This is a genomic window from Haloprofundus halophilus, assembly GCF_003439925.1.
In the GTDB taxonomy this organism is placed as follows: domain Archaea; phylum Halobacteriota; class Halobacteria; order Halobacteriales; family Haloferacaceae; genus Haloprofundus; species Haloprofundus halophilus.
In genome coordinates this window covers 721,051-745,012 of sequence record NZ_QQRR01000001.1, presented here as the reverse complement: position 1 = coordinate 745,012, position 23,962 = coordinate 721,051, and the positions used below count along the sequence as shown (strand labels likewise).

Sequence of the window (23,962 nt, the reverse complement as noted above, 5' to 3'; positions counted from 1 at the left end):
GCGGTCGTTCGTGGTTCGGTGGCACGGGTCGGATTCGGCTCGAGCCGTCGAAAAGAGACGTTTCAGCGCCGCTCGCTCAGATAGCGACGAGCAGTCCGATACCGACCGTCACGACGGCGGTCAGGAGGAGGATGCTCGTCCCCATACCCGCCCGCAGCGACACCGGCCACGTGGCGTTCCCTTCGTCGTCGGTGTCGGTCCGCCCCGTGACGCGTCTGAGCGCCTCGTCGGGGTTGCCGACCGTCCACGTGACGCCCGAGGCGGTGGCGACGGCCGCGCGGTCGACGGCCGCGTACGTCTCGGTGACGCCGCGAACCAGCCCGCGCGTGCCGTAGAAGGCGAGCGGGTTGTAGAGCGCGTCGACGTCGGGGACGCGCCCGAGTCGGTCCAGCGGCTTCTTGAGGATGGCGAAGGCGACGACGCCGAGGGCGAACAGGATGAGCCCTTCCTGGATGTGTCCCCAGGTGTACGTCGTGTAGTCGAAGCCGCCCTCGTTGCCGGGGAGGATGGCGAACAGCGCGTTCGGGAACAGGCCGTAGACGACGCAGAGAATCGCCACCGAGACCATCCCGACCATCTGGAGTCGGTTCGCGTCGCGGACCGGGCCGTCGTAGCTCCCCTCGTAGAAGGCGTACCAGCCCAACTTGATGAACGAGAGGAACGTCCCGACGCCGCCGGCCAAGAGCAGATACCAGATGACGTCGAGGTGCTCGTAGTGCGCCTCCGCGAGCACCATCCCCTTGCTGACGAAGCCGTTGAAGCCGGGGAAACCGCCGATGGAGAGCGCTGCGACGACGAACGCGACGAAGGTGACGGGCATCCTCCGCCAGAGGCCGCCGACGTACTTCAGGCTCTCCTCGCCGGTCCGGTAGATGATGACGCCGACGGTCATGAACAGCAGGCTCTTGTAGAGGATGTGGTTGAACACGTGGCCGAACGCGCCCGCCGTCGCCACCGTCGTCCCGATGCCGACGCCGGCGATCATGTAGCCGACCTGCGACTGGATGTGGTAGGAGAGGAGCCGTCGCATGTCCTTCTGGAGCACGGCCATCGTCGCGCCGAAGACGGCCATCGCCGCGCCCATGTACGCGATCCAGAGGTGGCCCTCCGGGAACGCGCGGTACATCGCGTAGACGCCGGTCTTCGTCGTGTAGACGCAGAGGAAGACGCTGGCGGCGACGTGCGGCCGCGGGTAGGTGTCGGGCAGCCACGCGTGCAGGCCGACGAAGCCGACGTTGACGCCGATGCCGACGGCGGCGAGCGCGAGCACCGCCGGACCCCCGCCGACGATGCCGTCGGCGGCGCTGAACAGGAACGACCCGACCTCGGCGTAGTGCCAGATTATCGCCGCGAGCACGAGGCTGCCGCCGATACCGTGCAGCACGGCGTAGCGGAAGCCCGCGCGGACGGCCTTGCCGCCGTAGTCCCAGACGAGGAGCGTACTCGTCACGGCCATCAGCTCCCAGAAGAACACGAGCGTCAGCCAGTCGCCGGCGAAGACGGCCCCGATACTGGTGCCGGCGTACGACAGCGCGTAGGCGGTCTGCTTGTTCGACGCGTCGCTCGCGTACGAGTAGAGCACCGCAATCGCGCCGATGAAGCCGAAGATGATGCCCATCAGCCGCGAGAAGTCGTCGACGTTGAACAGCGCGACCTCGAAGCCGAACAGGAACGTCTCCCAGTGTACGCCCGCCGGTGCGAGGTACGCGATGGGGACGACGACGGCCGTCGCGACGACGCCGAGCGCGTGGCCGACGCGCCTGGGGACGACCGGAAGCAGCAGCGCGGCGACGAGCACGTAGACGAACGGCGGAACCGTCGTCAGCGCGTCGACCGCCATCAGAACACCACCCCCATCGTCGCGGCGGCGGTGGCAGCAGTCGCCGCCGTGACGACCTCGTTGACGATTTCGAGGAACACCGCTCGACCCGGTACGATTCCGATGACGAGAGAGCCGACTGCAGCGGTCAGAATCGGGCCGAGCATGAACCACGTGCTCTCGGCACCGAGCCAGCTACGGCGCTCCCAGCCGCCGGTCGGCGGGCCGCCCTCGTGGTGGTGGTCGTGGTCGGCGTGGGCCGGTTCGTGGTCGGCCATCTCCGCGGCACCGTCGCCGAGTTCGCCGCCCTGTCTCGTCGCCTTCGTGTGGTCCGACGGGTGGCGGTCGACGGCGTAGTCGGCGTCGGGGTCGGCGGGTTTCTGTACCTCGTTCGCCCGCGGACCGGCACCGGCGTTCCCGCCGGTCAGCGCCGAACCCTCGCCGTCGGGGTTCTCGTCCGCTTTCCGGCCCCCGTCGGCGGCGACGTCCGCTCGGCCGCCGAAGCGGTGTTCGACGAGCGGCTTCCGGTCGTGGCCGCCGGGCATCTCGTCCTCGAAGAACGCCTGGTAGACGACCGGCCAGAAGTACGCGATGTTCAGGACCCCCGAGAGCAGGAGCGCGACGGTGAAGGCGACCTCGCCGCCGGAGGCGGTGCCGACGAGGAGGTAGAACTTGCTGACGAAGCCGGCGACGAGCGGGATGCCGGCCATCCCGGCGGCGGCGACGCCGAAGGCGGCCATCGTCAGCGGCATCCGCTTGCCGATGCCGGCCATGTCGCTGATGTCGTCGGTGTGGGTCTCGACGTGGATGATACCCGCACAGAAGAACAGGGTGAGCTTCATGAACGCGTGCGCGGGGATGTGCAACAGCCCGCCGACGAGCGCGTATCTCGCGGCCTCGCCGCCCATCGAGGCCCCGATGCCGAGGCCGAGGACGATGTACGAGAGCTGGCTCACCGTCGAGTACGCGAGGCGGCGCTTGAGGTTGTCCTGTCGGAGCGCGATGACGCTCGCCATCAGCAGCGTGAAGGCGGCGACGGCCGCCAGCGGGACGCCGACGCCGAGGTTTCCGACCGTCTCGGGGCCGAACACCTCGAGGACGACGCGGGCGATGCCGAACACGCCGGATTTGACGACCGCCACCGCGTGGAGCAGTCCCGAGACGGGCGTCGGTGCGACCATCGCGTCGGGCAGCCACGAGTGGACGGGCATCAGCGCCGCCTTGACGCCGAAGCCGAGCGTCAGCAGTGCGAACGCCGCGCGACCGAGCGTCGGGTCCGCGGTGGCGAGACCCTCGATGCCGCCGGGGGTGAACGCCACCGACCCGGCGAGCACGTAAACGAGGACGGTGCCCGCGAGCACCGCGACGCCGCCGCCGAAGGTGTAGACGAGGTATTTCCGGCCGGCGGCGCGCGACTCCGCCGTCTCGTCGTGGCCGACGAGCGGGTACGTCGCCACCGTCAGCAGTTCGTAGAAGACGAACAGGACGAGCAGGTTCGCCGCGAACGCGACGCCGACGGCGCTGGCCACGCTGGCGGCGAACGCCGCGAAGTACCTGGTCTGGGCGTGTTCGTGCAGGCCGCGCATGTAGCCGATGCTGTAGAAGCTCGTGACGAGCCACAGCAGACTCGCCAGCAGGCCGAACAGCATCCCGAGCGCGTCGGCCTGCAGGGTGAACGCGACGGCGTCCTCGCCGAGCGGGACGAACGCCCCGAGGTCGGTGTAGTACGTGTCGCCCGCGAGCACGCCGGGCACCATACTCGCCACGACGAGGAACGTCGACGCGGCGGCGAGCAGCGTCCACGCCTCGCGGACGTTCGGCCGGCGGTTCGACGCGTAGATGAAGGCGACGGCGACCGCCGGAACGGCGACCGCCGCGAGCGGTCTGAGTGATGAAATCTCTGTCATGGCTGGAGTAGGAGGTCGAGCGTCGGTTCGAGCAGCGGTTCGAAGGTCGAGACGAGCGGGCCGAGTCCGACGGCGAGCACCGCCGCGACGACGACGACGGCGACCATCCCGACGGACGGGCGGCCGAAGTCGGCGTCGTCACCGCGGCCGAGCACCGGACGCTCGTCGTCGGTCACGTCGCCGGAGTTTCCGCCGTCGGCGACGGCGGCCGCCCCGGTTCCGGTCGGCGAGTCGGCGGACGGCTCCGTCGTCGCGGCCGAGCGGAAGTACATCCGTTCGACGAGGCGCAGGAAGTACGCCAACGTCAGCAGCGTGCTCAGGAGGATGACGACCGCGATGGGCCACGACCCGGCCTGAATCGCGCCGAGGGCGATGTACCACTTGCCGACGAAGCCGACGGCGGGCGGAACCCCGACCATCGACAGCGACAGGGTCGCGAGCGCGGCGCTGAGGAGCGGGACGCGGTCGGCGAGGCCGTCGAACTGCTCGACGTATCGAACGCCCGTCCGCGCGGCGACGGCGCCCACCGCGAGGAACAGGCCGCCCTTCATGACGGCGTGGCCGACGAGGTGGACGAGGCCGCCCGTCACCGCCGCCTCGTTGGCGACGGCGAAGGCGGCGACGACGAGGCCGAACTGCGACACCGACGAGTACGCGAGCATCCGCTTCAACTCGCTTTGCATCACCGCGAGGACGCTCCCGGCGACGATACTGACGCCCGCCAAGACGAGGACGAACTCGCGGGCGTAGGCGACCGACGCGAGGAAGTCGACGGTGTAGACGCTGTAGACGACGCGCGCGAGCGCGTACGCCGAGACCGTCGAGACGAGCGCCGAGATGAGCGCGCTGACGCTGTCGGGCGCGCTCGCGTACGCCTCCGGTTGCCAGGTGTGCAGCGGGTACAGCGCCGTCTTGACGGCCAGCCCGGTCACGACGAACGCGAACGACGCCCGGACGAGCGTCGACCCGTAGCCGACGCCGGCGAGCTTCTCGGCGAGGTCGGCCATGTTGAGCGTCCCCGTGGCGACGAACGCGTAGCCGATACCGACGAGGAACAGCGACGCGCCGACGGTTCCGACGAGGAGGTACTTCAGCGCGCCGACCGCCGAGCGTCCGTCGTCGCCGGTCGCCACCAGCGCGTAGGCGGCGAGACCGGTGATCTCGAGGAAGACGTAGAGGTTGAACATGTCTCCCGTGACGCTCATGCCCGAGAGGCCGGCGACCAACAGCAGGTAGCCGGTGTAGAACGCCGGCGAGTGGGGGCCGGCGCGGCGCGCGTAGGCGAGCACGCCGAGGGCGACGGCCGCGACCAGTACGACGACGGCGGCGTTGAGGCCGTCGACGACGAGTTCGATACCGAACGGCGGCCGGAAACCGCCGACGGCGTACGCGAGCGGTTCGCCGCCGGCGTACACCTGTGCGGCGACCGTTCCCGCCATCGCGGTGTGCACCAGCGACGTGACGAGCGCTACGCCCCAGCCGAGCCGTTCGAACGTGTAGCCGGCGACGAGCGTGAGCAACGCGCCCAGAATCGGGACAGCGACCAGCAGCGCCAGCAGGTCACTCATCGGCGCGCACCTCCCGGAGGTTCCTCTCGTCGAGCGTCCCGTACTCGGTGTAGATGCGGACGATGAGCGCCAGCGCCACCGCCGTGAGGCTCACCCCGACGACGATGGCCGTCAGGATGAGCACGTGCGGCAGCGGGCTGACGTACGTCGCCGCCTCGCCGCCGCTACCGACGATAGGCGGGTCCGCGCCCTCGCGGTACGCCGAGGTGATGAAGAACAGGAAGATGCCCGTCTGGAAGATGTTCATACCGATGACTTTCTTGACGAGGTTCCGGTTCTCGATCATCATGTACGCACCGATAGGCAGCAGCAGCGCGACGACGACGTAGTTGTAGCGTGTGAGTAGAATCTCTGCGATCATTGTTCGTCCTCCAACGGTTCGCCGATGTCGAACCCGGCGGCGATGAGGAAGAACAGGCCGGTGATGATGCCTGCGACGACCGCACCGATGCCGAGTTCGACGAGTTCGATACCGTACTTGCTCGCGTGCGGGACGGGGTAGGCGGTGTACTGGAGGAACTCGCCGCCGAGCAACACCGACCCGAGTGCGATCGCGAGGAACGTCCCGACGCCGACGGCGATGAGTCCGAGGATGACGGCCGGACTCAGCCAGTCGCGGACCGGACCGATACCGAACGCGAACGCGAGCAGCAGGACGACGGTGCCCGCGATGGCGCCGCCCTGGAAACCGCCGCCGGCCGAGGACGCGCCGTGGAACATCACGAACAGACCCAGCGTCAGGATGAACGGCGCGACGACCCGGACGGTGGTCATGATGATGGTGCTCTCGACGTACGGCACCTGCTCGTCGTTGTGCGTGATGCCGTCGCCGGCGTCGCCGGAGTCGTCGACGCCGGAACCGTCGGCGCTCATACGAACACCTCCCGGCGCAGCACCAGCAGCACCGCGACGCCGGCGGTGAACACCACCACCGCCTCGCCGAGGGTGTCGAACCCGCGGTAGGCGGCCAACACGGCGGTCACGGCGTTGGTGACTTCGGTCTCCTCGTACGCGTTGTCGAGGTAGTACTGGGTGACCTCGCCGCCGACGACCGGGGAGTCCGCCGCGCCGATGGCGGGCAGCGCCGGCACCGTCGCCAGCAACACGCCAGCGAACGCGACGACGACGACGAGCGACCGGAGACTCGGGCGCTCGAAACTGGCGTCGTTCTCGGGGTTGACCGTCTTCGCGATGGTCAGAAGCAGCAGCAGCGTCATCACGCCGGCCCCGATGGCCGCCTCGGTGAGCGCCACGTCGGGTGCCTGGAGGACGACCCAGAGGATGGCGACACCGAGGCTGTAGGCGGCGAACGCGATGATGACACCGAGAACGTCTCGCAGCAGCGCGGCCGTGAGCGCACAGCCGACGACGAAGACGAGCGTCACCGCCTCGATGGGCGTGAACGTCATCTGTCACCTCCGGTAGAAGAGCCGTCCCGCGGATTCGTCTCCGGCGCGGGGCCGCCGTCTGTCGCCAGCGACTCGGAGCCGTCGACGTCCTCGGGCGACCGGTCGGCGTCGACGCCGCGGCCGGTTCGGTCTGCGGCCTCTCCGGTCCACGGTTCGATGTCTTGGTCGAAGGCCGCGCGCGCGATGGCGTGTGCCGCCGTCGGATTCGTCACGAACATGAACACGAGGAGGAACACCGCCTTCACCGTCGGAATCCCGGCACCGTAGACGGCCGCGACGGCCGCGAGACCGAGCACCGCACCGAGCGTGTCGCTCTTGGAGGCGGCGTGCGCCCGCGTGTAGAGGTCCGGGAGGCGGAGCACGCCAACCACGGCGACGAAGGCGAAGAAGACGCTGCCGGCGAGCAGCGCGACGACGGCTATCTCGACGGGCGTCATATGACACCACCTCGTTCGACGGTGAACTTCGAGATGGCGATGCTCATCAGGAAGTTCAACAGCGCGTACACCAGCGCCACGTCGAGGAACCCGGGTTCGCCGAACGCCGCGGCCAGGAACGCGAGGATGACCACGGTGTTCGAGCCGATGACGTTGACGGCGATGACGCGGTCCTGCATCGTCGGTCCTTTGACGACGCGGTAGAGCACGACGATGGCGAGGGTGACGAACGCCGCCGCCGTCCCGAGCAACACGTCGGTGAGAAACGGCGTGAGGTTCGCCGGGTCGCCGGCGCCGCCCGCGGCGGCGAGAACCACGCCGTTGGCGGTCGTCGCGCTCATCGGTTGGTTCCCCCGTCGGTGGTCAGCGAGTCGTTCGGCGTCTCGCCGAGGTCCTCCTGCGCCGCGCCGCGCTCCTTCGGACTCGGGATTTGCGCGGCGGCGCGGCCGTAGAAGACGAACCTGACGGCGCGTTCGAGCGCTCCGTCGAAGAGGTCGTCGCGCGCGGACTGCGTGAGCGAGTGGATGTAGAACTCCCGATGGCTCACCTCGACGGTCAGCGTCCCGGGGGTGAGCGTGATGCTGTTTGCGAGCGTCGTCGCCGGGAGGTCGTTCCACACCGCCGCCTCGAACTTCACCATCTTCGGGTCGATGGGCAGCCGCGGGTGGAGGATGACGTAGGCCAACGCGACGTTCGCTTTCGCGATCTCCCAGAGGAGGTACGGCGTGTAGAGGAGGAGCCGACCGAGTTCGGCGGGCAGCGTGCGGAGGTCCGGTTTCCCTTTCAGCGCGATTTTCCCGAGCACGACCGTGACGACGGCGGCGCTTATCGCACCGGTGACGAGGTCGAACGTGCCGCTGAACCCGCCGAGGGTGAGATAGAAGAGGTACGACGCGCCGAAGACGAGCAGATACTGCGTCAGGCTCTCTCGCCCGACGAGCACCCCCCGGCGGGTCGGCCGTTCGACCGGCGCCTCCTCGACGCTCAACTCGGACTTCGTCAGTTCGTACTCCAGCGGTCGGAGCATCGGTGCGTTGCCGCCCGGTTGGTACTCCGGGTCGACGACGACCCGGCCGAGGTCGTGTTCTCTCGCGTACGAGACGATGACACGAGCGAAGTCGGCCGGACTGAACAGGTACTCGTCGGCACCGACGACGGCCGTCTCTATCTCGACGGTCGGTTCCGCCGCGTCGGCCTCGTCGTCGCCGAGGTCTTCGTGAGCCCACACCTCGACGCGGTCGAGTAGTTCTTGCGCTCGTTCGAACTTGCCGGCGCGCGTCGGTTCGACCGCCCGCCACAACGCCGGGTAGACGAAGTGAACCGCCGCGGAACTGTCGGCGTCGGCGGCGCGTTCGCGGGCGGTCCGCACGGCGTACGCGACGGTGTTGCGCAGCGTCGGCGACTCGCCGACTGGAACGAGTACGCGCGCGCCGGTCCCGCGCGCCGTGGATTCCGTCGACTTCCTCGCGTCGGTCGCCTCACCCGCCACGGTCTCTCAACTCCGTTCGGCGACGGCCGGCAGGCCAACAGTCGCTCATGCGTGTTCGACCCGTCATGCTAGCTAATCGTATGAAGCGAGTAGCTGTTGACGCAAAACTATTCTTATCTCTGTCTCGCTTTCGGGAGTTGTTACGCGCGCAGTTCGGCGAGGCGAAGTGCCGTCTGTCGTCGCTGTCGACCGACGGCGTCGGTCGGAACGTCGTCGGGTGAGGAACGGGTCACGCTCCGAGTTCCGCGGCGAGTTCGTCGGCGACCCGCCCGCCGAGTCCCGCCTTGTCGCCCTCGTACTCGCCGGTCAGACCCGACTCGCGGACGAACAGCGCCCGCGTCGCGTCCTCGCCCATCACGCTCGCGTCGTTGGCGACGACGAACGACAGCGACGCCCGGTCGAGAATCCGTTTCGCCTCGGCGACCATCGACTCGTCGTCGCCCGCCGTCTCGGCCTTGAACCCGACGATAGGGAGGTCGGGGCGGGCGTCCCGGACCGCGTCGACGAGTTTCGGCGTCGGCCGCAGGTCGAGCGTCCGCGACTCCCCGGATCGGATCTTCTCGTCGGCGGCGTCGACGGTGAAGTCGGAGATGGCGGCCGCGGAGACGAGGGCGTCGGCGGGTGCGACGTCGTCAGCCTCGTCGCCGGCACAGGCGGCTTCGACCGCGGCGAGCATCTCGGCGGCGCTCTCGACGCGTTCGACCGAGGCGTAGGGAACGTCGGGCCCGTCGTGGACGAGCGTCACGTCGGCTCCACGGACGTAGCAGGCGCGGGCGACTTCACGGCCGGTTCGTCCCGACGCGCGGTTGGTCAGCACGCGAATCGGGTCGATTCGTTCGCTCGTCGCGCCGCTGGTGACGACGACGCGCTTCCCCGAGAGCGTCCGCTCGGTCGTCGCTCGGGCGACGTCCGTCACGATGGCCTCCTCGGTGGCGATTTTCGCTTTGCCCTCCTCGATTCGCGGGTCGACGAAGGAGACGCCCCACGACTCGACGCGGTCGATGGCGTCGAGCACGCCCGGGTGGTCGTACATCGGTTCGTGCATCGCGGGCGCGACGACGACGGGCATCCCCGCTCCGAGGGCGGTGGTCGCGCAGGTCGTCACGGGCGTGTCGTCGACGGCGGCGGCGATTTTGCCGACCGTGTTGGCCGTCGCGGGCGCGAGCAGGAGCACGTCCGCCCAGCCGTCGCGTCCGCAGAGTTCGACGTGCTCGACGCGGCCCGTAATCTCCGTGACCACCGGGTTGTCGGTGGCGAACTCCACGGCCCACGGGTGGACGATACCGCGGGCGCTGTCGGTCACGACGGCGCGAACGTTCGCCCCCTGCCGCCGGAGCTCGTGGGCCAGTTCGACTACTTTGACCGCAGCGATACTGCCCGACACCCCCAGCGCGACGTTGACTCCCTGAAGCATCTGGTGGGAAGTGGGGAGCGACGGTAAATAGTACCGTGCGGTTCGCGGATTCGACGCTTCGACCACACCGGTTTGCAAATGCTCCGAACTGAAACCCGCCCCAGCGAGGTCGAGGCGTCCGATTTCGGGACCAGATAAACGTCTTTCGGTGGGCGAGAGACACCGATTTGCAAATGATTCGGCGACTCGGGGCCTAATCCCCTTGAACTCGAATATCTTGCCAGGCGTGGCCCATCGACTCGAACGCCTCGCGAACCTTCGAGCGGTCGACCTCGTCGGAGAACTCGAACTCGTAGTACTGGCCGCCTTTGATCCCCTCGTTGTTGTCGTGGGAGGTGAGAAAGCCGAGCATCGCCAGTTTCGTCAGGTGGTTGTACATGCCGCGCTGGCTCAGCGGGTCGGCGGCGTAACTCTCGGCGACGGCGCGGTACGCGCGGTGAACCTCCTTCACGCGGGCGGGCGTCGCGTCGGCCTTCGAGAGGTGGGCGACGGCGGCGAGCACGTAGCGTTTGTGCGCGTCCTGGTCGGTGATGGAGTCGACCATGTCGCCGTACTCCAGGTCGTCTTTCGCCTCGTGGACGTCGCCCTCGACGATGGTCGTTCGACCGTCGTTCTCGGCGATTTCGCCCGCCCTTCGGAGGAGGTTGATCGCTTTTCGCGCGCTCCCCGAGGATTCGCGGGTGGCGAGCGCCGCACAGAGCGCGATGACGTCGTCGCCGTACGTCTCGTCGTACAGCGCGCGGGAGGCGCGGTCGCGCAGAATCTCGCGCAGTTGCATCGCGTTGTAGGCGGGGAACTTGATCTCGGTCTCGCAGAGCGTGTCCTTGACCTTCGGCGAGAGGTTCGACCGGAACGTGTAGTCGTTGGAGATGCCGATGAGACCGATGCGGGCGTTTTCGACCTTCTCGTTCGCTCGCGCGCGCGGGAGTTCGTAGAGGATGGTGTCGTCGGCGCCGATGCGGTCGACCTCGTCGAGGATGACCAGCACCGTGCCGCCGAGGGCGTCCATCTCCTCGTACAGCATCGAGTACACCGCTTGCGGGGCGTAGCCCGTGGAGGCGATCATATCCTTCGGCGGGCGGAGTTCGTTGACCAGCGCGATGGCGACCTGGTAGGAGGAGGTTCGCTCGCCGGTGGAGGTGAGGTTCTGGCAGTTCACCTTGACGATGGTGAGGTCGACGGGGGCGGCGGCGTCTGCGCTGTCTGCGGCGTCGGTCTCGACGGACGGTTGCGCGTTCCCGTCGTCGTCCGCTCGCTGGTCGTTCCGTTCGTGCTGTCGCTCGATGTCCTCGTTCTTCTGGCGGATGTCGGCTTCTAACTGCGTCGTGAGGTGGTTCGTCACGGCGGTCTTGCCGACGCCGGTGTCGCCGTAGAGGAAGGCGTTCTGCGGTGGACGGCCCTTGTAGATGGGTTTGAGGACGTTGATGTACTCCGTCATCACCTCGTCGCGGCAGAGGATGGTGTCGGGGGTGTAGTCCTCTTCGAGCACCTCGATGTCGCGAAACACCTCGGCCTCGTCTTCGAAAATAGAGTCGGGAGCCATTGTTCGTGCCTGCCGTGTGCCGCTACTTAGTGCTTTGCAAATGCTTCACGTGTTTCAAGTGCTACTCGTGTCCGACGGCTTGGCCGTCTACCCGGCCCGTCGCCGGAGACACCGTCACTCGGAGAGAGAGCGGTTTTCAAATGTTCGGCGCCGCCTCGTAGACCCGAGAATCGGCGAGAAGCGAGCGACCCGAACGGACCCTCTCTCACACCAGTTTGCAAATGCTCCGGGTTCGAGAGGGTGGGGGTGGGGGCGCGAGGCGGAATCAGCCGACCATCGACGACCAGCGGTCGTTCTCATACGGATTTAGACTCCGTCACGAGGTACCGTGGCCAGTGTTAACACGGGTGATTGCCTCGAAAGGCCATTCCTATGATTATATCTTTCTAAACTAGTGTAGTGTAGTGTAGTGTTTTCTCACCTAATCGACAGACGTAACCGACCCCGAACATTTGAAAACCGGTGTGGTCCGTCGGCCGAACGGCGTAATTTATATACTACCCCCTGACTCGCGCTCGACTGTCGCCGAACCGACCCCCTCTCTCGACCCGCCGAACATTTGAAAACAGGTGTGGGAGGGTGGCATCTCGTCGGCTTCGCCGAATCTCTTCGATAGCTCCGACGTCGGCGAGTTCGACGTCGACCCAGCACGGACTACTCGGTTCACTCGGACTACCCGACCCACTCAGATTGCTCGGTTCACTCGGGCTACTCGGCCCACTCAGATTTCTCGGCTCACTCGGACTACCCGACTCTCTTGAACTCTTCCGAGATATCCGACAACTTCACTCGTCGTCGACGAGACTCGGGTGAGTGCGCTGCGGTTCCGGATGCGACTCGGCGAAAAACGCCTGCATCGTCTCCAGCGACTCGGCTTCGCGGCGACGGCGTTCGGCCTCGTCGATCTCCTCGCAGCCCGGCGGAACCTCCCGACCGCGGTCGGTGAAGTAGCCCTCCGGCGTGACCCAGTCGTTGTAGAACGGCGTCTCCGAGTCGTGAACGAGCGTAATCGCGGTCTGCGCGCCGTGACCCGCGGCGACGACCGCCTGGTGGTAACGCTCGGTCAGCCGTCCGGCGGCGTACAGTCCCTCGACGCTCGTCCGGCCGAGGCCGTCGTCGCCGATGTACGTCTTGCTTCCAGCGACCCGGAGGTCGACTCCGAGGCCGTCGAGGTAGCTGGTGTCGCTCCACGAGGCGGCGACGACGTACGTCGCGTAGAGTCCGGAGTCGGTGTCCACGTCGCCGTCGACTCCCGCGCGGAAACCCCCGCCGTCGACGCGCCGGAGGTCGGTCACGCGTCCGTCGACGAACGCACTGCCGCTACGTCGGGCCTGTTCGCGCTGCATCTCGCAGAACAGTCGGGAGTTGACGCCCGCCGGGAAGCCGGGGACGTTCTCCAGATGCGCGTTTCGCTTGACGATGGAGTTGCCGTCGTCGACGACGACGGTGTCGAGTCCGGCACGCGCGGTGAACGTCGCCGCGCTCAGTCCGGCGACGCCGCCGCCGACGACGAGCACGTCGTGGCGGTCGTGGTCAGCCGCGTCGTTCGATACTGGGGCTTCAGTCTGGGACGTGTCGCTCATATCGGTTCGTAGTTCGGACTCCGGTGAAGCGTCGTCGATTTCGGTTCGTTGTCGTCGTCGGAACTCGTCGGCGACGAGGAGACCGGCCTCGGCTGGTGCCGTCGCGTGTCGCCGCGCACCGTCACGTCTCCCATCACGCACCCTCCGTCACGACGCTCGCGACGCGTTCGCGGTCGAACAGCCGCTCGTCCTCCGGAATCGCGTACCTCCCGTCGGCGTCGTAGCCGGGCCACTCGCCGAACCGTTCGGGGTAGATCTGCTTGGCCGCCATCTCCAACTGGAAGATGTTGTAGAGCGGTCCCTGCAGCGGCGACCCGCCCGTGTAAACGCGGTCGTTCTGCATCGCGGTGAGTTCGCCGCCGACGGGGTCGTCCTTCAGGTCGACCATCGCCTCGTACCGGTCGCTCCCGCCCACGTCGAAGTTGTGTATCAGCACGTCGGGGTCGACTTCGAGCATCGCTTCGAGGTCGTAGCTCGCGTCGTAGTCGGCCTCGTACGTCCGGTCACTCTCGGCGAACACGTCCCGGACGCCGAGGGGGCGGTAGTGCGAGACGCCGAAGCCGTCGTTCGCTATCTTGTACGGCGAGAACGTCTGCGCGTCCGCGTCGTAGATGACGAGGCCGACGGTCGGTCGGTCCGACTCCGGCGGGAGGTTCGACTCCAGTTCCGAGACGAGTTCGTCTCGGACCTCCCGAAGCGCCTCCCACCGCTCGGTCTCCCGGTACAGTTCGGCGACTTTGCCCGACAGCTCCCAGAGTGTGTAGTACTCGTAGTCGTCGACGCCGGGGTCGCTGTGGGCGCGGCTGTACCGGTTGGCGAAGAACGGCCCGACGTTCGTCTCTATCTCCTCGATGTCGGCCTCGTCGAGGCCGAAGCTGCCGACGTTCAGAATCCACGTCGGGTCGATGAAGTGGACGTCGGAGTCGAGTTCGTAGAAGATCTCCTTGTCGACGCCGTCGTTCCACAGTTTCGACCGACTCTCGGGGTCGAACTCGACGCCGTCGAGTTGGTCGTAGTAACCCGTGTAGAACGACTCCGGGAAGCCGATGGAGTTCACAGTTTCGCCGCGACCGAAAGCCACGGCCATGTCCACGTACTGCGGGCTGTACGCCATCGCGTTCTCGGGGACGGCGTCGAACGACACCTCGCCCATCGGCGAGATGCTGACCGAGTACCCGCCCTCGCCCGTCTCGCTGTCGGTCGACTCCTGACCCGTCTGCTCGGTTCCGTCGGCTGTCGACCCGTCTCCGGCGCTCGCGTCGTTCTCGCCGTCTCCGCCGTCTCCGCCGTCTCCGTCGCCTCCACCGCCGACACAGCCGGCGACTCCGATGCTCGCGGCGATGGCCGCGGTCCCCGTGAGAAACTGTCTACGCTCGAAGGCTGTCTCCTCATCTTGCATGTTTTTTAGGCTCGCCTAATCCATAGTAAGCGCTTCGAATTTTAGGCGAGCCTAAAATCTTCGACAGAGCGGAGTACAGTGGACGTTTCGGCAGGGTAGGAACTGTCAGCTATCGACCGGAATAAGGGTGCCTCGACGGTCAGTTACCGGAGGTCTCACCGGTCAGTCACTCGTCCATCGCGCGGTGCGGCGAGATGTGCGGTCCGGTCGGGTGGTCGGCGTCGACGGTGGCTTCGACGCGGAACACGTCGCGCAGCAGTTCCTCGGTGACGACTTTCCTCGGCGGGCCCCAGTCGTACAGTTCGCCGTCGCGCATGGCGACGAGGTTGTCCGCGAAGCGCGCCGCCTGGCCGATGTCGTGGAGGACGACGGCGACGGTGACGTCGCGCTCGCGATTGAGCGTCCGGACGACCTCCATCACGCGCAACTGGTGGTGCAAGTCGAGATACGTCGTCGGTTCGTCCAACAGCAACACGTCGGTGTCCTGCGCCAGCACCATCGCAATCCACGCCAACTGCTTCTGCCCGCCGCTGAGGTTTCCGACCTGCGAGTCGCGGATGTGCTCGACGCCCGCCAGCGAGATCGCCTCGTCGACGGCCGCCTCGTCCTTCTCGTCGACCGTCTCGAAGAACCCGCGGTGCGGATAGCGGCCGTGGTAGACCAGCTCCTCGACGGTGAGACTGCCGGGCGCTTCGTTCTCCTGCGAGAGCAGCCCGAGCCGCTTGGCGAGCTCCTTCGTCCCGAACGTCTGGAGTTCGTGTCCATCCAGGAGGACGCTGCCGCGTTCCGGTTCGAGCTGGTTCGACAGCGAGCGAAGCAGCGTGCTCTTACCGGACCCGTTCGGACCGACAAGCGCGGTCACCTCGCCCGCGGGGACGACGACGGAGTCGCACTCGACGACCGGTTCCGGCGTCGTCGGGTAGCCGATTGCGAGGTCCTCGCCGACGAGTTCCGTCGCTTCGACGGCCTCCGTCCGCATCTCCTCGTCGGGCGTCTCTCCGTTCGTTCGGTTCGACGCCGTCGAACTCGACGACTCCGCCGCGTTCGACGATTCCGCCGCGTTCGACGACGACTCCGTCGAGACGTTCGTGTCTACCATCAGATTTCACCCAGTTGCTGTTTCTTCCGCATGAGATAGAGGAAGTACGGCCCGCCGACGAGACCGGTGACGATGCCGACCGGAATCTGCGCCGGATTGAGCGCGAGACGCGCGCCCACGTCCGCGCCGACCAGCAGCGCGGGCCCGGCGAACACACAGCCGACGACCAGCCGACGGTAGTCGCTGCCGACGATGTTGCGGACGATGTGCGGGACGACGAGGCCGACGAAGCCGACGATGCCGGCGACGGCGATGGCGGCGCTGGCGGCGAGGATGGCGACGCCCGACAGCGCGAATCGGACGCGTTCGACGGACATCCCGAGCGCCTGCGCCGTTTTCTCGCCGAGGAGAAGCACGTTCAACTGCCGAGCGCCGGCGATAGCCAGCACCACCGACAGCACCGTCCACGGCAGCGCCGTCCGGACCTGTTCCCAGTCGGTGCCCGTCAGCGACCCCGTCGTCCACGCGATCGCGCTCTGGACGACGCCGATGTCGCTCGCGAAGAAGAAGATAGCCGTCTGCATCGACCCGAAGATAGTCGAGACGATGACGCCGGCGAGGACGAGTCGAACCGGACTCGTCCCGTTCTTCCACGCGATACTGTAGACGAGCAGGAAGGCGACCGTACCGCCGAGCGCCGCGAGAATCGGCAGGTAGACGGCCAATCCGGTGAAGAACACGAGCGTCAGCAGGATGGTCAGTCCCGCGCCCGAACTGACGCCGAGGATGTACGGCGAGGCGAGTTCGTTGCGCGTTACGGCCTGAAATATCGCTCCCGATACGGCGAGGTTCGCGCCGACGAGCGCGCCGACGACGACTCGCGGGAGCCTGATGTTCCAGACGATGATCGTCTCTCTCGCCAACTCCGGTGCGGTGGCCTCGAAGCCGAACGCCCTCGCGGCGGCGTCTGCGGCCCCCTCCCCCAAGAAGAACTGCAACAGGAGATACGGACTCGTCAGCACTGCCGGGTCGAACACCGCGCGCCACGCCTGTACGATACTCATCGAGTACGTCCCGAAACTCACCTGCACGAGCGCGGCGAACACGACGACGGCGACACTGGCGAGCGCGAGCGAGACGAGCGGCGCGTTTATCCAACCGAATCGGGTCCGTCCCCCGGCGTTGCCGTACTCGCCGCTTCGAGCGTCACTCGCCATCTACCGAACGCCCCCTCGGCGCCGTCCGAGTCGTCCCCGACCCCGAGATGGCTGTTTCGTGTACCGTCCGTCTCGGTGTCGCCCACCAGTGTCTCTCGGACGCTTCATGCCCGGAACTGGCGTCTCGCCGAGTCAAAAGAACTTCGATTTTTAGGAGTACCTAAATTGCCTCCCGCGGGCTCAGTTCGGGGTGTCGACGCCGCGTTCGACGAAGAACGTCACCATCGACGGCACGAGTTCGACCCGCCCGACGGGTTCGACCCGGTCGACGAGTTCGACCGTCTGACGCTCTTCGTCGTAGTTCACGACATCGGCGCGGACGAGTTTCGGCACGTGGCTGTGGTGGAGGTTGATGTACGCCGGCGAACTCTCGCGCGTCTGGTCTTCGAGTTCCGTCCCCATCTCTATCGCCGTGAGCACTCGCGCGAGCATCGCCAGCGAGACGGGACCGTTCGCCTCGAACAGACGGTCGGCGGCCCAGAGGCGACGTTCGTCGCTCAGCGCGTCGAACAACTCGACTGCGCGCCTGTCGCGGAGCCCCGACGTGGTACGCTCCTCGGTCGGCGAGCCGAGGTTCGCTGTCATGCGATACCACACCTCCCCTCTCCTCGTAAATCCGTCTTCCCAACCGAACAGAATATCCGATACGTGTACGCGTGGGTGACTATCACTAGATTCTGAAATTTACGAACGTGAACTATACGGTGGAATATCGGAACATCTGACCGGTTCCCGCGGCTGTTTTTCTACTCAATATAAGTATTTGGAGACGTACCGTCGGGACATCCGTGACATCCATCTCCCGTCACTCCGGACTCCGCCCCGTCCTCTCGACCGTACTGCCTCGGAGGAGCTGTCTCCGATGACCGAAGAGACGGCCGACGGCGAACGGTCACGGCTCGTCTCGTCGGTTCCGCTCGACGATTACCGTACCGCGACGGAGGCCGTCGTCACCGCAGTGGCGGCGCTGGAGGAGACGACGCCCCGTGGACTACCGCCGCTCCGGAGATACCTCGACGCGGACGCGCTGGAGAACGTCCTCGTCCCGCCTCGACGCGACATCGCTTCGACCGTCCGGGTCGGGTTCACCTATCTCGACTACGAAATCGTCGTCACCGCCGGCGAGACGGCCGAAATCTTCGAATCGAACGAAACTGAGTGAGAAGACGGGGCGAACGAATCGAACGAGACGAATAGGACGAGCGTGGCAAACGGGACGAGCGTGGCAAACGGGACGAGCGTGGCAAACGGGACGGGCGAGACGGGCGAGTTAGGCGAGGTGAACGAGTCGGGCGAGGTGAACGAGTCGATAGAGCCCTCACCGACCGAACCGATAGTCACACGACAGAACGGCGGAGACGCTCGCGTCGGCTTGATTAGCCGGAGACGATATCCGACACCGCGCCCCGGTCGAACAGTTCGCCCTCGAAGGTGTCGGGGAAGAAGTCCTTGGCGGCGCGTTCGAGCGTGAACAGGTGCTGGATGGGGCCCTGGTAGATTGGGCCGCCGCGGAACACCATCTCGTTTTGGACTGCCGAGAGCTGACTCGCCACGTTGTGTTGCTGCATGAACGACAGCACCGTGTCGGCGAACTCGTCGGCGGATTTGTCCTCGTGTCCGCGCACGAGTAAGACGTCCGGGTCGACTTCGAGCATCGTCTCGTAGTCGATAGTGCCGCGCTCGCTCGTCGAGAGGCCGCTGACGCCGGTGCCTTCCAGCGCGTCCCTGATACCGAGGTCGTGGAACTGTTTCTTGTTCGTTCCCTTATCGGTGAGACGATACGGAGAGAACTCCTCGGGTTCGTCGCCGGCACCGAACGTCAACAGCGCGTTCGGACGCTCGGATTCCGCGGGCAGTTCCGACTGCACCGAGGAGACGTAGTCGTCGTGAAGCGACCGGAACTGCTCGAAGCGCTCCTGCTGCTGGAACACCTGCGCGACTTTCTCGAACGCCTCGTACATCGTGTAGTACTGGTAGTCGTGCCACGAGGAGTCCGTCCGCCGGAAGATGGTGTTGCCGATGAAGGGGCTGACGTTCGTACGGAGTTCGTCGATATCGGACATCTCCAGGCCGAAACCCGACCCGCTGACCAGCCAGTTCGGGTCGACGACGTGGACGTCGGCGTCGAGCTCGTAGAGCAGTTCCTTGTCGATCTGCGAACTCTCGCCGAGCAGCTGCGTGAGCGACTCCTTGTCGACGCTGACGCCGTCGAGTTCGTCGTAGTACTGCGTGTGATAACGCGGCTTGTTGCCGACGGCGAGCAGTCCGTCGGACTGTCCGAGTGCGACGCCCATGTCGGCGTATCCCGCTTCGTACGCCAACCACGTCTCCGGCACCGACTCGAACGTCACGTCGCCGACGGGCACCATCGAGACGGTGTACGACCCGCTCTGTTCGGTGTCGGTCTCGCCGTCCGTCTGGTCTGAACCGTCGGTCCCCGAGGCCGACGAGTTTCCTTCGGACCCGCCCGAAGGCGTCGATTCGTCGGCGCTGTCCGAACAGCCAGCGAGTGCGGTCGCCAGCGCCCCCGCGCTGAGACCCAGATACTTGCGTCGTTGCATACCTGTTTAGGTTCACCTAAATCCAATAAAAGCGTCGATTGTTAGGCGCGCCTAAACGTGATTTGGTGTCACACTGCACATCGGCGGCGGGTGCCTCGTCCGAGGTGAGGCCCTCGGGCGGTCGAGACGCTTGACTTCCCGACGTTCGACTTTCCGGTGGCCGAAACGCTCGACTTTCCGACGCTCGACTCCCGCAACGCTTAGGCTACCGGCTACACATCTTCAGCCGTGGACGAGATTGCCGTTTCGACGGTCGTGTACCTCCCGCCCGAGGAGGTGTACGAGTTCCTCGTCGATTTTCCCCGATACGCGAACTACTCGAAGTATCTCACCGACGTGCGCGCCGACGGCGACGGCTCCGCGGGCACCGAGTACGCGCTCCGCTTCGAGTGGTGGAAACTGACGTACACCGCCCACTCGGAGGTGACCGAACTCGCCCCGCCACACCGCGTCGAGTGGCGACTGACGAAGACGATAAACGCGGAGGGGCGGTGGCTCGTCGAACCGCTGGACGAACTCCCCGAAGACGCGCCGCCGGACGCCGACACCGCCTGCCGCGTCGTCATCGAGGTGGAGTTCGACCCCGACAGCGCCCACGGCGCGCTGGACCTGCCGATGTTCGTCTCCTTCGACAGAGTCATCGAGAAGGTCAAACCGCTCGTCGTCAAGGAGGCCGAGCGCGTCGTCGAACGCGTCGTCGCCGACCTCGAGGGCCGCGAGCGGTCGGTGACGCTCGAAGTCAGGGACCGACCGGACGAACTCTGAGCCGGACGAACTCCGAGCCGGTGAACGCCCCGTCACGGTCGGCGGACGCGTTCTCACGCGAGAGCGGGGCGTCCCGAGACGAAAAGACAAATGTAGTCGGACGACCGCCGAGTGGTATGAACAGAGGTGCGGGGACTCCGTGCGCGTGATCATCATCGGCGCCGGTCAGGTCGGCGAGAGCATCGCCTCCGACCTCGACAGGAGCCACGAAGTCGTTATCGTCGAACGCGACGCCGACCGCGTCGAGGACCTCACGTACTCGCTGGACGTGCTCGCCGTCCAGGGCGACGGCACGTCGCTGTCGGTGCTTCGGGAAGCCGGCATCGACGAGGCGGACATGCTCATCGCGACGACCGACAACGACGAGACGAACATCGTCGCCTGCGCGACGGCGAAAGCCATCAGCGACGCGTTCACCGTCGCACGCGTGAAGAACACCGAACACCTCCGCACGTGGCAGCAGTCCGGCGACGCCTTCGGTATCGACTTCATGGTCTGTACCAACCTGCTGGCGGCGGAGGCCATCGTCCGCATCATCGGCCTGCCCGCCGCCCGCGACGTCGACCCGTTCGCGGAGGGTCGCGTCCAGATGGCCGAGTTCGAGGTGAGTCCCGACAGCCCCGTCGCCGACCAGACCGTGCGCGAGGCCGACCGCTTCGACTCGCTGACGTTCGCGGCCATCCTCCGGAACGGCGAGGTCGTCATCCCCCGCGGGGAGTCGGTCATCAGCGCCGGCGACCGCGTCGTCGTCATCGGGAGCCCCGAGAGCGTTCAGGCGTTCTCGGACGCGCTCGTCCCCGCCGAGTCGCCGGGGTCGCCCGAGGAGGTCGTCATCGTCGGCGGGAGCGAGGTCGGCTACCACGTCGCCCGCCTGCTCGAAGAGCGGGGACTGCGCCCGCGACTCATCGAGTACGACTCCGAACGGGCGCGACGCCTCGCCGAGAAACTCCCGGGCACTATCGTGATGGAGAGCGACGCGACGAACGCCGAGTTCCTCGAACGCGAGCACGTCGGCGACGCAGACGTCGTCGTCTCCGCGCTCGACTCCGACGAGAAGAACCTCCTCGTCTCGCTGCTCGCGACCCGTCTCGGTGCCGGCCGAACGGTGGCGATTATCGACACCCCCACGTACGTCGAACTGTTCGAGGCCGTCGGCGTCGACGTGGGGTTGAACCCCCGCGAAGTCGTCGCCGAGGAGATCACCCGCTTCACTCACGAGGGGGGCGCGGAGAACGTCGCGCTCATCGAGAGCGACAAGGCCGAAGTGCTGGAGATAGAGGTCGACCGCGACAGCATCCTCGTCGGACAGCCCATCAGCGAGGTGATGACGGAACTGCCCGACGGCGTCGTCATCGGCGCTATCACCCGCCACGACGAGTTCGTCACCCCGCGCGGTGACACCGTCATCGAACCCGGCGACCACGTCGTCGTCTTCGTCGACATCGAAGTGCTCGACGACGTGACGCCGAGGCTCTGAGCGCGGCACGTCGTCCCCGCGGCACGTCGTCCCCGCGGCGCGTGGCTCGGCGTTTCCGCCGAATACGGGATTCCACTACGTTCATACGCTCCGCATCGAAACAGGCTCGCACTCGTGACATCTTCGTCGAATCGGTGGCGGTCGATGCATCTGCGCGTCGACTACCGCGCCAGTCTCAGTCTCGTCGGGACGGTGCTGAAGTATCTGGTCGTTCCGCTCGCGCTGCCGGTCGCCGTCGCGCTCTACTACGGCGAGTCGGTCGTCCCGTTTCTCGTGACGATGCTCGTCACCGCGGCGGTCGGAACGTGGTTAGAGCGCCTCGACCCCGAACCGGACCTCCGAGCGCGAGAGGGTTTTCTGATGGTCGGGGTGACGTGGCTGGCCGTCGCCCTCGTCGGCACGATTCCGTATCTCGTCGAGGCCCACGGGATTCCGTTTCTGCTCGGACCCCTCTCGCCGGCGTCGACGCTCGCGAACCCGGTGAACGCGCTGTTCGAGAGCATGAGCGGCTTCTCTACCACGGGGTCGACCGTTCTCGGGGACATCTCCTTCGAGACCCACGGCCGCGCCATCATGATGTGGCGGCAGCTCACGCAGTGGCTCGGCGGGATGGGAATCGTCGTTCTCGCGGTCGCCATCCTCCCGCAGCTCTCCGCCGGCGGCGCGCAGTTGATGGACGCCGAAGCGCCCGGCCCGAGTATCGAGAAACTCACGCCGCGTATCGCCCAGACGGCGCGTCTCCTGTGGGCTGCGTACCTCGGGTTCACCGTCCTCGAAATCCTCCTCCTGTACGGTCTCCACCGCGGCGGGATGGCACCGCAGATGGACTTCTACAACGCCGTCGCTCACGGGTTGACGACGATGCCGACCGGCGGCTTCTCGCCGGAGGCGCGGAGCATCGAGGCGTTCTCGGCGGCCGCCCAGTGGGTCGTCATCCCCTTCATGGTCGTCGCCGGAACGAACTTCGCGCTCATCTGGCACGCGCTGGCGGACGACCCGCGGACGTTCCTCGAGGACACGGAGTTCCACACGTACCTCGGCATCGTCGCCGTCCTCACCGCCATCCTCGCGGGACTGCTGTTCAGCGGAAACGGGTTCGTCGCTCCCGACGCGGTCACGGCCGGGCAGACGTACGACGCGGCCTACGTCGTCGACGCGGCGGCCGACCACGTCGGCGACGCCGAACCGTCGATACGGGCGGCGCTGTTCCAGGTGCTCGCCATCGTGACGACGACGGGGTACGCCAGTCTCGACTTCAACGCCTGGAGCGCGCCCGCGAAGTACCTCCTCCTGTTTGCGATGTTCATCGGCGGCAGCGCCGGGTCGACCGGTGGGGGCATCAAAATCGTCCGCTGGTACGTCATCCTCAAATCCCTCCGCCGTGAACTGTTCACGACGGCACACCCGGAGGCGGTTCGCCCCGTCCGACTCGGCGACCGCGCACTCGACGAGCGGGCCGTCCGCGGCATCTACGCGTTTACGCTCCTCTACTTCGTCATCTTCGCCGTGGCGACGATACTGCTCGGACTCGACGCCGTCCGCGTCGGCCTCGACGTGACGGTGTTGGAACTCGTGAGCGCGTCGGCGACGACCATCGGCAACGTCGGTCCGGGCTTCGGCTTCCTCGGCCCGATGGGCGGATTCGTCGAGTTCTCGAACGCGTCGAAACTGCTGATGGTGGTGTTGATGTGGATCGGTCGGTTGGAGATACTTCCTGTGCTGGTCCTCCTGACGCCCGAGTACTGGAAGCGGTGAGGTCCCCGCTCTCTCGTCACGAGCGAGTCGCCCTCGGACGCTGTTCGGGCGGAACCGGAAACAGAGTGGGGTGCTCGACGGAGAGACGCCCCGACATTTTTGCCGATACTCGACGACCACCGTCACATGGTGGATAACTCCGACATGTCGACGGGGACCGGCACGACAGCGGACGACGGCGGCACCGTCTACTGTCACAACTGCGGCGAACAGATAGACGCCGAGGCCGAACTCTGCCCGCACTGCGGCGTGCGTCAGCGCCCGCCGCCCTCGGCCGTCGACGACAAGCGACTCGTCGCCGCGCTGCTCGCCATCCTGCTCGGGTCGTTCGGCGCGCACAAGTTCTACCTCGGCCGGACGAAGGTGGGTATCCTCTACCTCCTGTTCTTCTGGACCGGGCTTCCGGGTCTCGTCGGCATCGTCGAGGGCGCGATCTACCTGTCGAAGAGCCGCGAGGAGTTCGAGGCGCGGTACGTCGAACGCGAGCACTGAACGCCCACCTTTTTCTTCGCCCTCGGCCCTCGCTTCGCTCGGGCACTCGGCTCGAAAAATCTGGACCAAAAAACCGCGGCTTACTGTT

General features: G+C 66.7%; 22 protein-coding genes and 1 pseudogene. 5 read left to right on the top strand and 18 right to left on the bottom strand.

Annotated features, from left to right (window positions below; genetic code table 11):
* Positions 1-76 precede the first annotated feature (76 nt).
* From DV709_RS03700 to DV709_RS03620, 17 genes and pseudogenes are all read right to left on the bottom strand, one after another.
* Complete coding sequence (locus DV709_RS03700; RefSeq protein WP_117591863.1) at positions 77-1,840, bottom strand: Na(+)/H(+) antiporter subunit D; 1,764 nt, start codon at positions 1,838-1,840, stop codon at positions 77-79.
* Complete coding sequence (locus DV709_RS03695) at positions 1,840-3,726, bottom strand: cation:proton antiporter (protein ID WP_117591862.1); 1,887 nt, start codon at positions 3,724-3,726, stop codon at positions 1,840-1,842. Before DV709_RS03695 ends, DV709_RS03700 begins: the two co-directional genes overlap by 1 nt.
* The gene (locus DV709_RS03690) at positions 3,723-5,294 is read right to left on the bottom strand and encodes a monovalent cation/H+ antiporter subunit D family protein (protein ID WP_117591860.1); all 1,572 of its coding nucleotides are present in this window, start codon (positions 5,292-5,294) and stop codon (positions 3,723-3,725) included. The genes DV709_RS03695 and DV709_RS03690 overlap by 4 nt, the downstream gene beginning before the upstream one ends.
* Positions 5,287-5,655: a cation:proton antiporter subunit C gene (locus DV709_RS03685; RefSeq protein WP_198665639.1), complete on the bottom strand. Its 369-nt coding sequence runs from the start codon at positions 5,653-5,655 to the stop codon at positions 5,287-5,289. The genes DV709_RS03690 and DV709_RS03685 overlap by 8 nt, the downstream gene beginning before the upstream one ends.
* Entirely contained in the window at positions 5,652-6,167 is a 516-nt protein-coding gene (locus DV709_RS03680) for an MnhB domain-containing protein (protein WP_117591858.1), read from the bottom strand. Before DV709_RS03680 ends, DV709_RS03685 begins: the two co-directional genes overlap by 4 nt.
* The gene (locus DV709_RS03675; protein WP_117591857.1) at positions 6,164-6,703 is read right to left on the bottom strand and encodes a DUF4040 domain-containing protein; all 540 of its coding nucleotides are present in this window, start codon (positions 6,701-6,703) and stop codon (positions 6,164-6,166) included. Before DV709_RS03675 ends, DV709_RS03680 begins: the two co-directional genes overlap by 4 nt.
* Before the next feature lie 122 nt (positions 6,704-6,825).
* Positions 6,826-7,140: pseudogene (mnhG, locus tag DV709_RS03670) on the bottom strand (monovalent cation/H(+) antiporter subunit G); the annotation flags it as partial.
* Positions 7,137-7,394, bottom strand: a complete 258-nt coding sequence (locus DV709_RS03665) for a cation:proton antiporter (protein WP_117594067.1) — start codon at positions 7,392-7,394, stop codon at positions 7,137-7,139. The pseudogene mnhG and the gene DV709_RS03665, both read right to left, overlap by 4 nt.
* A gap of 83 nt (positions 7,395-7,477) precedes the next feature.
* Positions 7,478-8,629 (bottom strand): monovalent cation/H+ antiporter subunit E, encoded by a 1,152-nt coding sequence (locus tag DV709_RS03660; RefSeq protein WP_117591854.1) that lies wholly within the window; start codon positions 8,627-8,629, stop codon positions 7,478-7,480.
* A 229-nt stretch (positions 8,630-8,858) separates the two neighbouring features.
* Positions 8,859-10,043 carry a bifunctional phosphopantothenoylcysteine decarboxylase/phosphopantothenate--cysteine ligase CoaBC gene (coaBC, locus tag DV709_RS03655; protein ID WP_117591852.1) on the bottom strand — a complete coding sequence of 395 codons (1,185 nt, stop codon included), beginning with the start codon at positions 10,041-10,043 and terminating at the stop codon, positions 8,859-8,861.
* A 193-nt stretch (positions 10,044-10,236) separates the two neighbouring features.
* Positions 10,237-11,586 carry a Cdc6/Cdc18 family protein gene (locus DV709_RS03650; protein WP_117591850.1) on the bottom strand — a complete coding sequence of 450 codons (1,350 nt, stop codon included), beginning with the start codon at positions 11,584-11,586 and terminating at the stop codon, positions 10,237-10,239.
* 785 nt (positions 11,587-12,371) lie between these two features.
* Entirely contained in the window at positions 12,372-13,169 is a 798-nt protein-coding gene (locus DV709_RS03640) for an FAD-dependent oxidoreductase (protein ID WP_117591847.1), read from the bottom strand.
* Entirely contained in the window at positions 13,166-13,303 is a 138-nt protein-coding gene (locus tag DV709_RS17585; RefSeq protein ID WP_157972636.1) for a hypothetical protein, read from the bottom strand. The genes DV709_RS03640 and DV709_RS17585 overlap by 4 nt, the downstream gene beginning before the upstream one ends.
* Complete coding sequence (locus DV709_RS03635) at positions 13,303-14,568, bottom strand: twin-arginine translocation signal domain-containing protein (RefSeq protein WP_117591845.1); 1,266 nt, start codon at positions 14,566-14,568, stop codon at positions 13,303-13,305. Before DV709_RS03635 ends, DV709_RS17585 begins: the two co-directional genes overlap by 1 nt.
* A gap of 166 nt (positions 14,569-14,734) precedes the next feature.
* Positions 14,735-15,547 (bottom strand): ABC transporter ATP-binding protein, encoded by an 813-nt coding sequence (locus tag DV709_RS03630; RefSeq protein WP_232819715.1) that lies wholly within the window; start codon positions 15,545-15,547, stop codon positions 14,735-14,737.
* Positions 15,548-15,666: 119 nt separating this feature from the next.
* Entirely contained in the window at positions 15,667-16,824 is a 1,158-nt protein-coding gene (locus DV709_RS03625; RefSeq protein WP_117591841.1) for a FecCD family ABC transporter permease, read from the bottom strand.
* Positions 16,825-17,004: 180 nt separating this feature from the next.
* A complete protein-coding gene (locus tag DV709_RS03620) occupies positions 17,005-17,409 on the bottom strand; it encodes a DUF7344 domain-containing protein (RefSeq protein ID WP_117591839.1) in 405 nt (134 codons plus the stop codon).
* 277 nt (positions 17,410-17,686) lie between these two features.
* On the opposite strand from DV709_RS03620, the gene DV709_RS03615 reads away from it, so the two are divergent.
* Positions 17,687-17,986 (top strand): HalOD1 output domain-containing protein, encoded by a 300-nt coding sequence (locus tag DV709_RS03615; RefSeq protein WP_117591837.1) that lies wholly within the window; start codon positions 17,687-17,689, stop codon positions 17,984-17,986.
* A gap of 214 nt (positions 17,987-18,200) precedes the next feature.
* Here the strand turns inward: DV709_RS03615 and DV709_RS03610 are convergent, their stop codons facing one another.
* Positions 18,201-19,385, bottom strand: coding sequence for an ABC transporter substrate-binding protein (locus tag DV709_RS03610; protein ID WP_117591835.1), 1,185 nt, complete (start codon positions 19,383-19,385; stop codon positions 18,201-18,203).
* Between the two features lie 228 nt (positions 19,386-19,613).
* Here DV709_RS03610 and DV709_RS03605 point away from each other — a divergent pair, with 228 nt between their 5' ends.
* From DV709_RS03605 to DV709_RS03590, 4 genes are all read left to right on the top strand, one after another.
* Positions 19,614-20,150: a type II toxin-antitoxin system RatA family toxin gene (locus DV709_RS03605; RefSeq protein WP_117591833.1), complete on the top strand. Its 537-nt coding sequence runs from the start codon at positions 19,614-19,616 to the stop codon at positions 20,148-20,150.
* 139 nt (positions 20,151-20,289) lie between these two features.
* A complete protein-coding gene (gene trkA / locus DV709_RS03600; protein WP_117591831.1) occupies positions 20,290-21,627 on the top strand; it encodes a Trk system potassium transporter TrkA in 1,338 nt (445 codons plus the stop codon).
* Positions 21,628-21,771: 144 nt separating this feature from the next.
* Entirely contained in the window at positions 21,772-23,382 is a 1,611-nt protein-coding gene (locus DV709_RS03595; RefSeq protein ID WP_117591829.1) for a TrkH family potassium uptake protein, read from the top strand.
* Positions 23,383-23,508: 126 nt separating this feature from the next.
* Positions 23,509-23,874, top strand: coding sequence for a TM2 domain-containing protein (locus DV709_RS03590; RefSeq protein WP_117591827.1), 366 nt, complete (start codon positions 23,509-23,511; stop codon positions 23,872-23,874).
* Positions 23,875-23,962 lie beyond the last annotated feature (88 nt).

Coding starts and splice junctions, on each gene's coding strand:
- DV709_RS03630 (WP_232819715.1), bottom strand. CDS start 15,547: ATGCGGACGGAGGCCGTCGAAGCGACGGAACTCGTCGGCGAGGACCTC.
- DV709_RS03640 (WP_117591847.1), bottom strand. CDS start 13,169: ATGAGCGACACGTCCCAGACTGAAGCCCCAGTATCGAACGACGCGGCT.
- DV709_RS03620 (WP_117591839.1), bottom strand. CDS start 17,409: ATGACAGCGAACCTCGGCTCGCCGACCGAGGAGCGTACCACGTCGGGG.
- DV709_RS03675 (WP_117591857.1), bottom strand. CDS start 6,703: ATGACGTTCACGCCCATCGAGGCGGTGACGCTCGTCTTCGTCGTCGGC.
- coaBC (WP_117591852.1), bottom strand. CDS start 10,043: ATGCTTCAGGGAGTCAACGTCGCGCTGGGGGTGTCGGGCAGTATCGCT.
- DV709_RS03595 (WP_117591829.1), top strand. CDS start 21,772: ATGCATCTGCGCGTCGACTACCGCGCCAGTCTCAGTCTCGTCGGGACG.
- DV709_RS03625 (WP_117591841.1), bottom strand. CDS start 16,824: ATGGCGAGTGACGCTCGAAGCGGCGAGTACGGCAACGCCGGGGGACGG.
- DV709_RS03610 (WP_117591835.1), bottom strand. CDS start 19,385: ATGCAACGACGCAAGTATCTGGGTCTCAGCGCGGGGGCGCTGGCGACC.
- DV709_RS17585 (WP_157972636.1), bottom strand. CDS start 13,303: ATGGGAGACGTGACGGTGCGCGGCGACACGCGACGGCACCAGCCGAGG.
- DV709_RS03700 (WP_117591863.1), bottom strand. CDS start 1,840: ATGGCGGTCGACGCGCTGACGACGGTTCCGCCGTTCGTCTACGTGCTC.
- DV709_RS03635 (WP_117591845.1), bottom strand. CDS start 14,568: ATGCAAGATGAGGAGACAGCCTTCGAGCGTAGACAGTTTCTCACGGGG.
- DV709_RS03690 (WP_117591860.1), bottom strand. CDS start 5,294: ATGAGTGACCTGCTGGCGCTGCTGGTCGCTGTCCCGATTCTGGGCGCG.
- DV709_RS03695 (WP_117591862.1), bottom strand. CDS start 3,726: ATGACAGAGATTTCATCACTCAGACCGCTCGCGGCGGTCGCCGTTCCG.
- DV709_RS03590 (WP_117591827.1), top strand. CDS start 23,509: ATGGTGGATAACTCCGACATGTCGACGGGGACCGGCACGACAGCGGAC.
- DV709_RS03615 (WP_117591837.1), top strand. CDS start 17,687: ATGACCGAAGAGACGGCCGACGGCGAACGGTCACGGCTCGTCTCGTCG.
- DV709_RS03685 (WP_198665639.1), bottom strand. CDS start 5,655: ATGATCGCAGAGATTCTACTCACACGCTACAACTACGTCGTCGTCGCG.
- DV709_RS03680 (WP_117591858.1), bottom strand. CDS start 6,167: ATGAGCGCCGACGGTTCCGGCGTCGACGACTCCGGCGACGCCGGCGAC.
- DV709_RS03650 (WP_117591850.1), bottom strand. CDS start 11,586: ATGGCTCCCGACTCTATTTTCGAAGACGAGGCCGAGGTGTTTCGCGAC.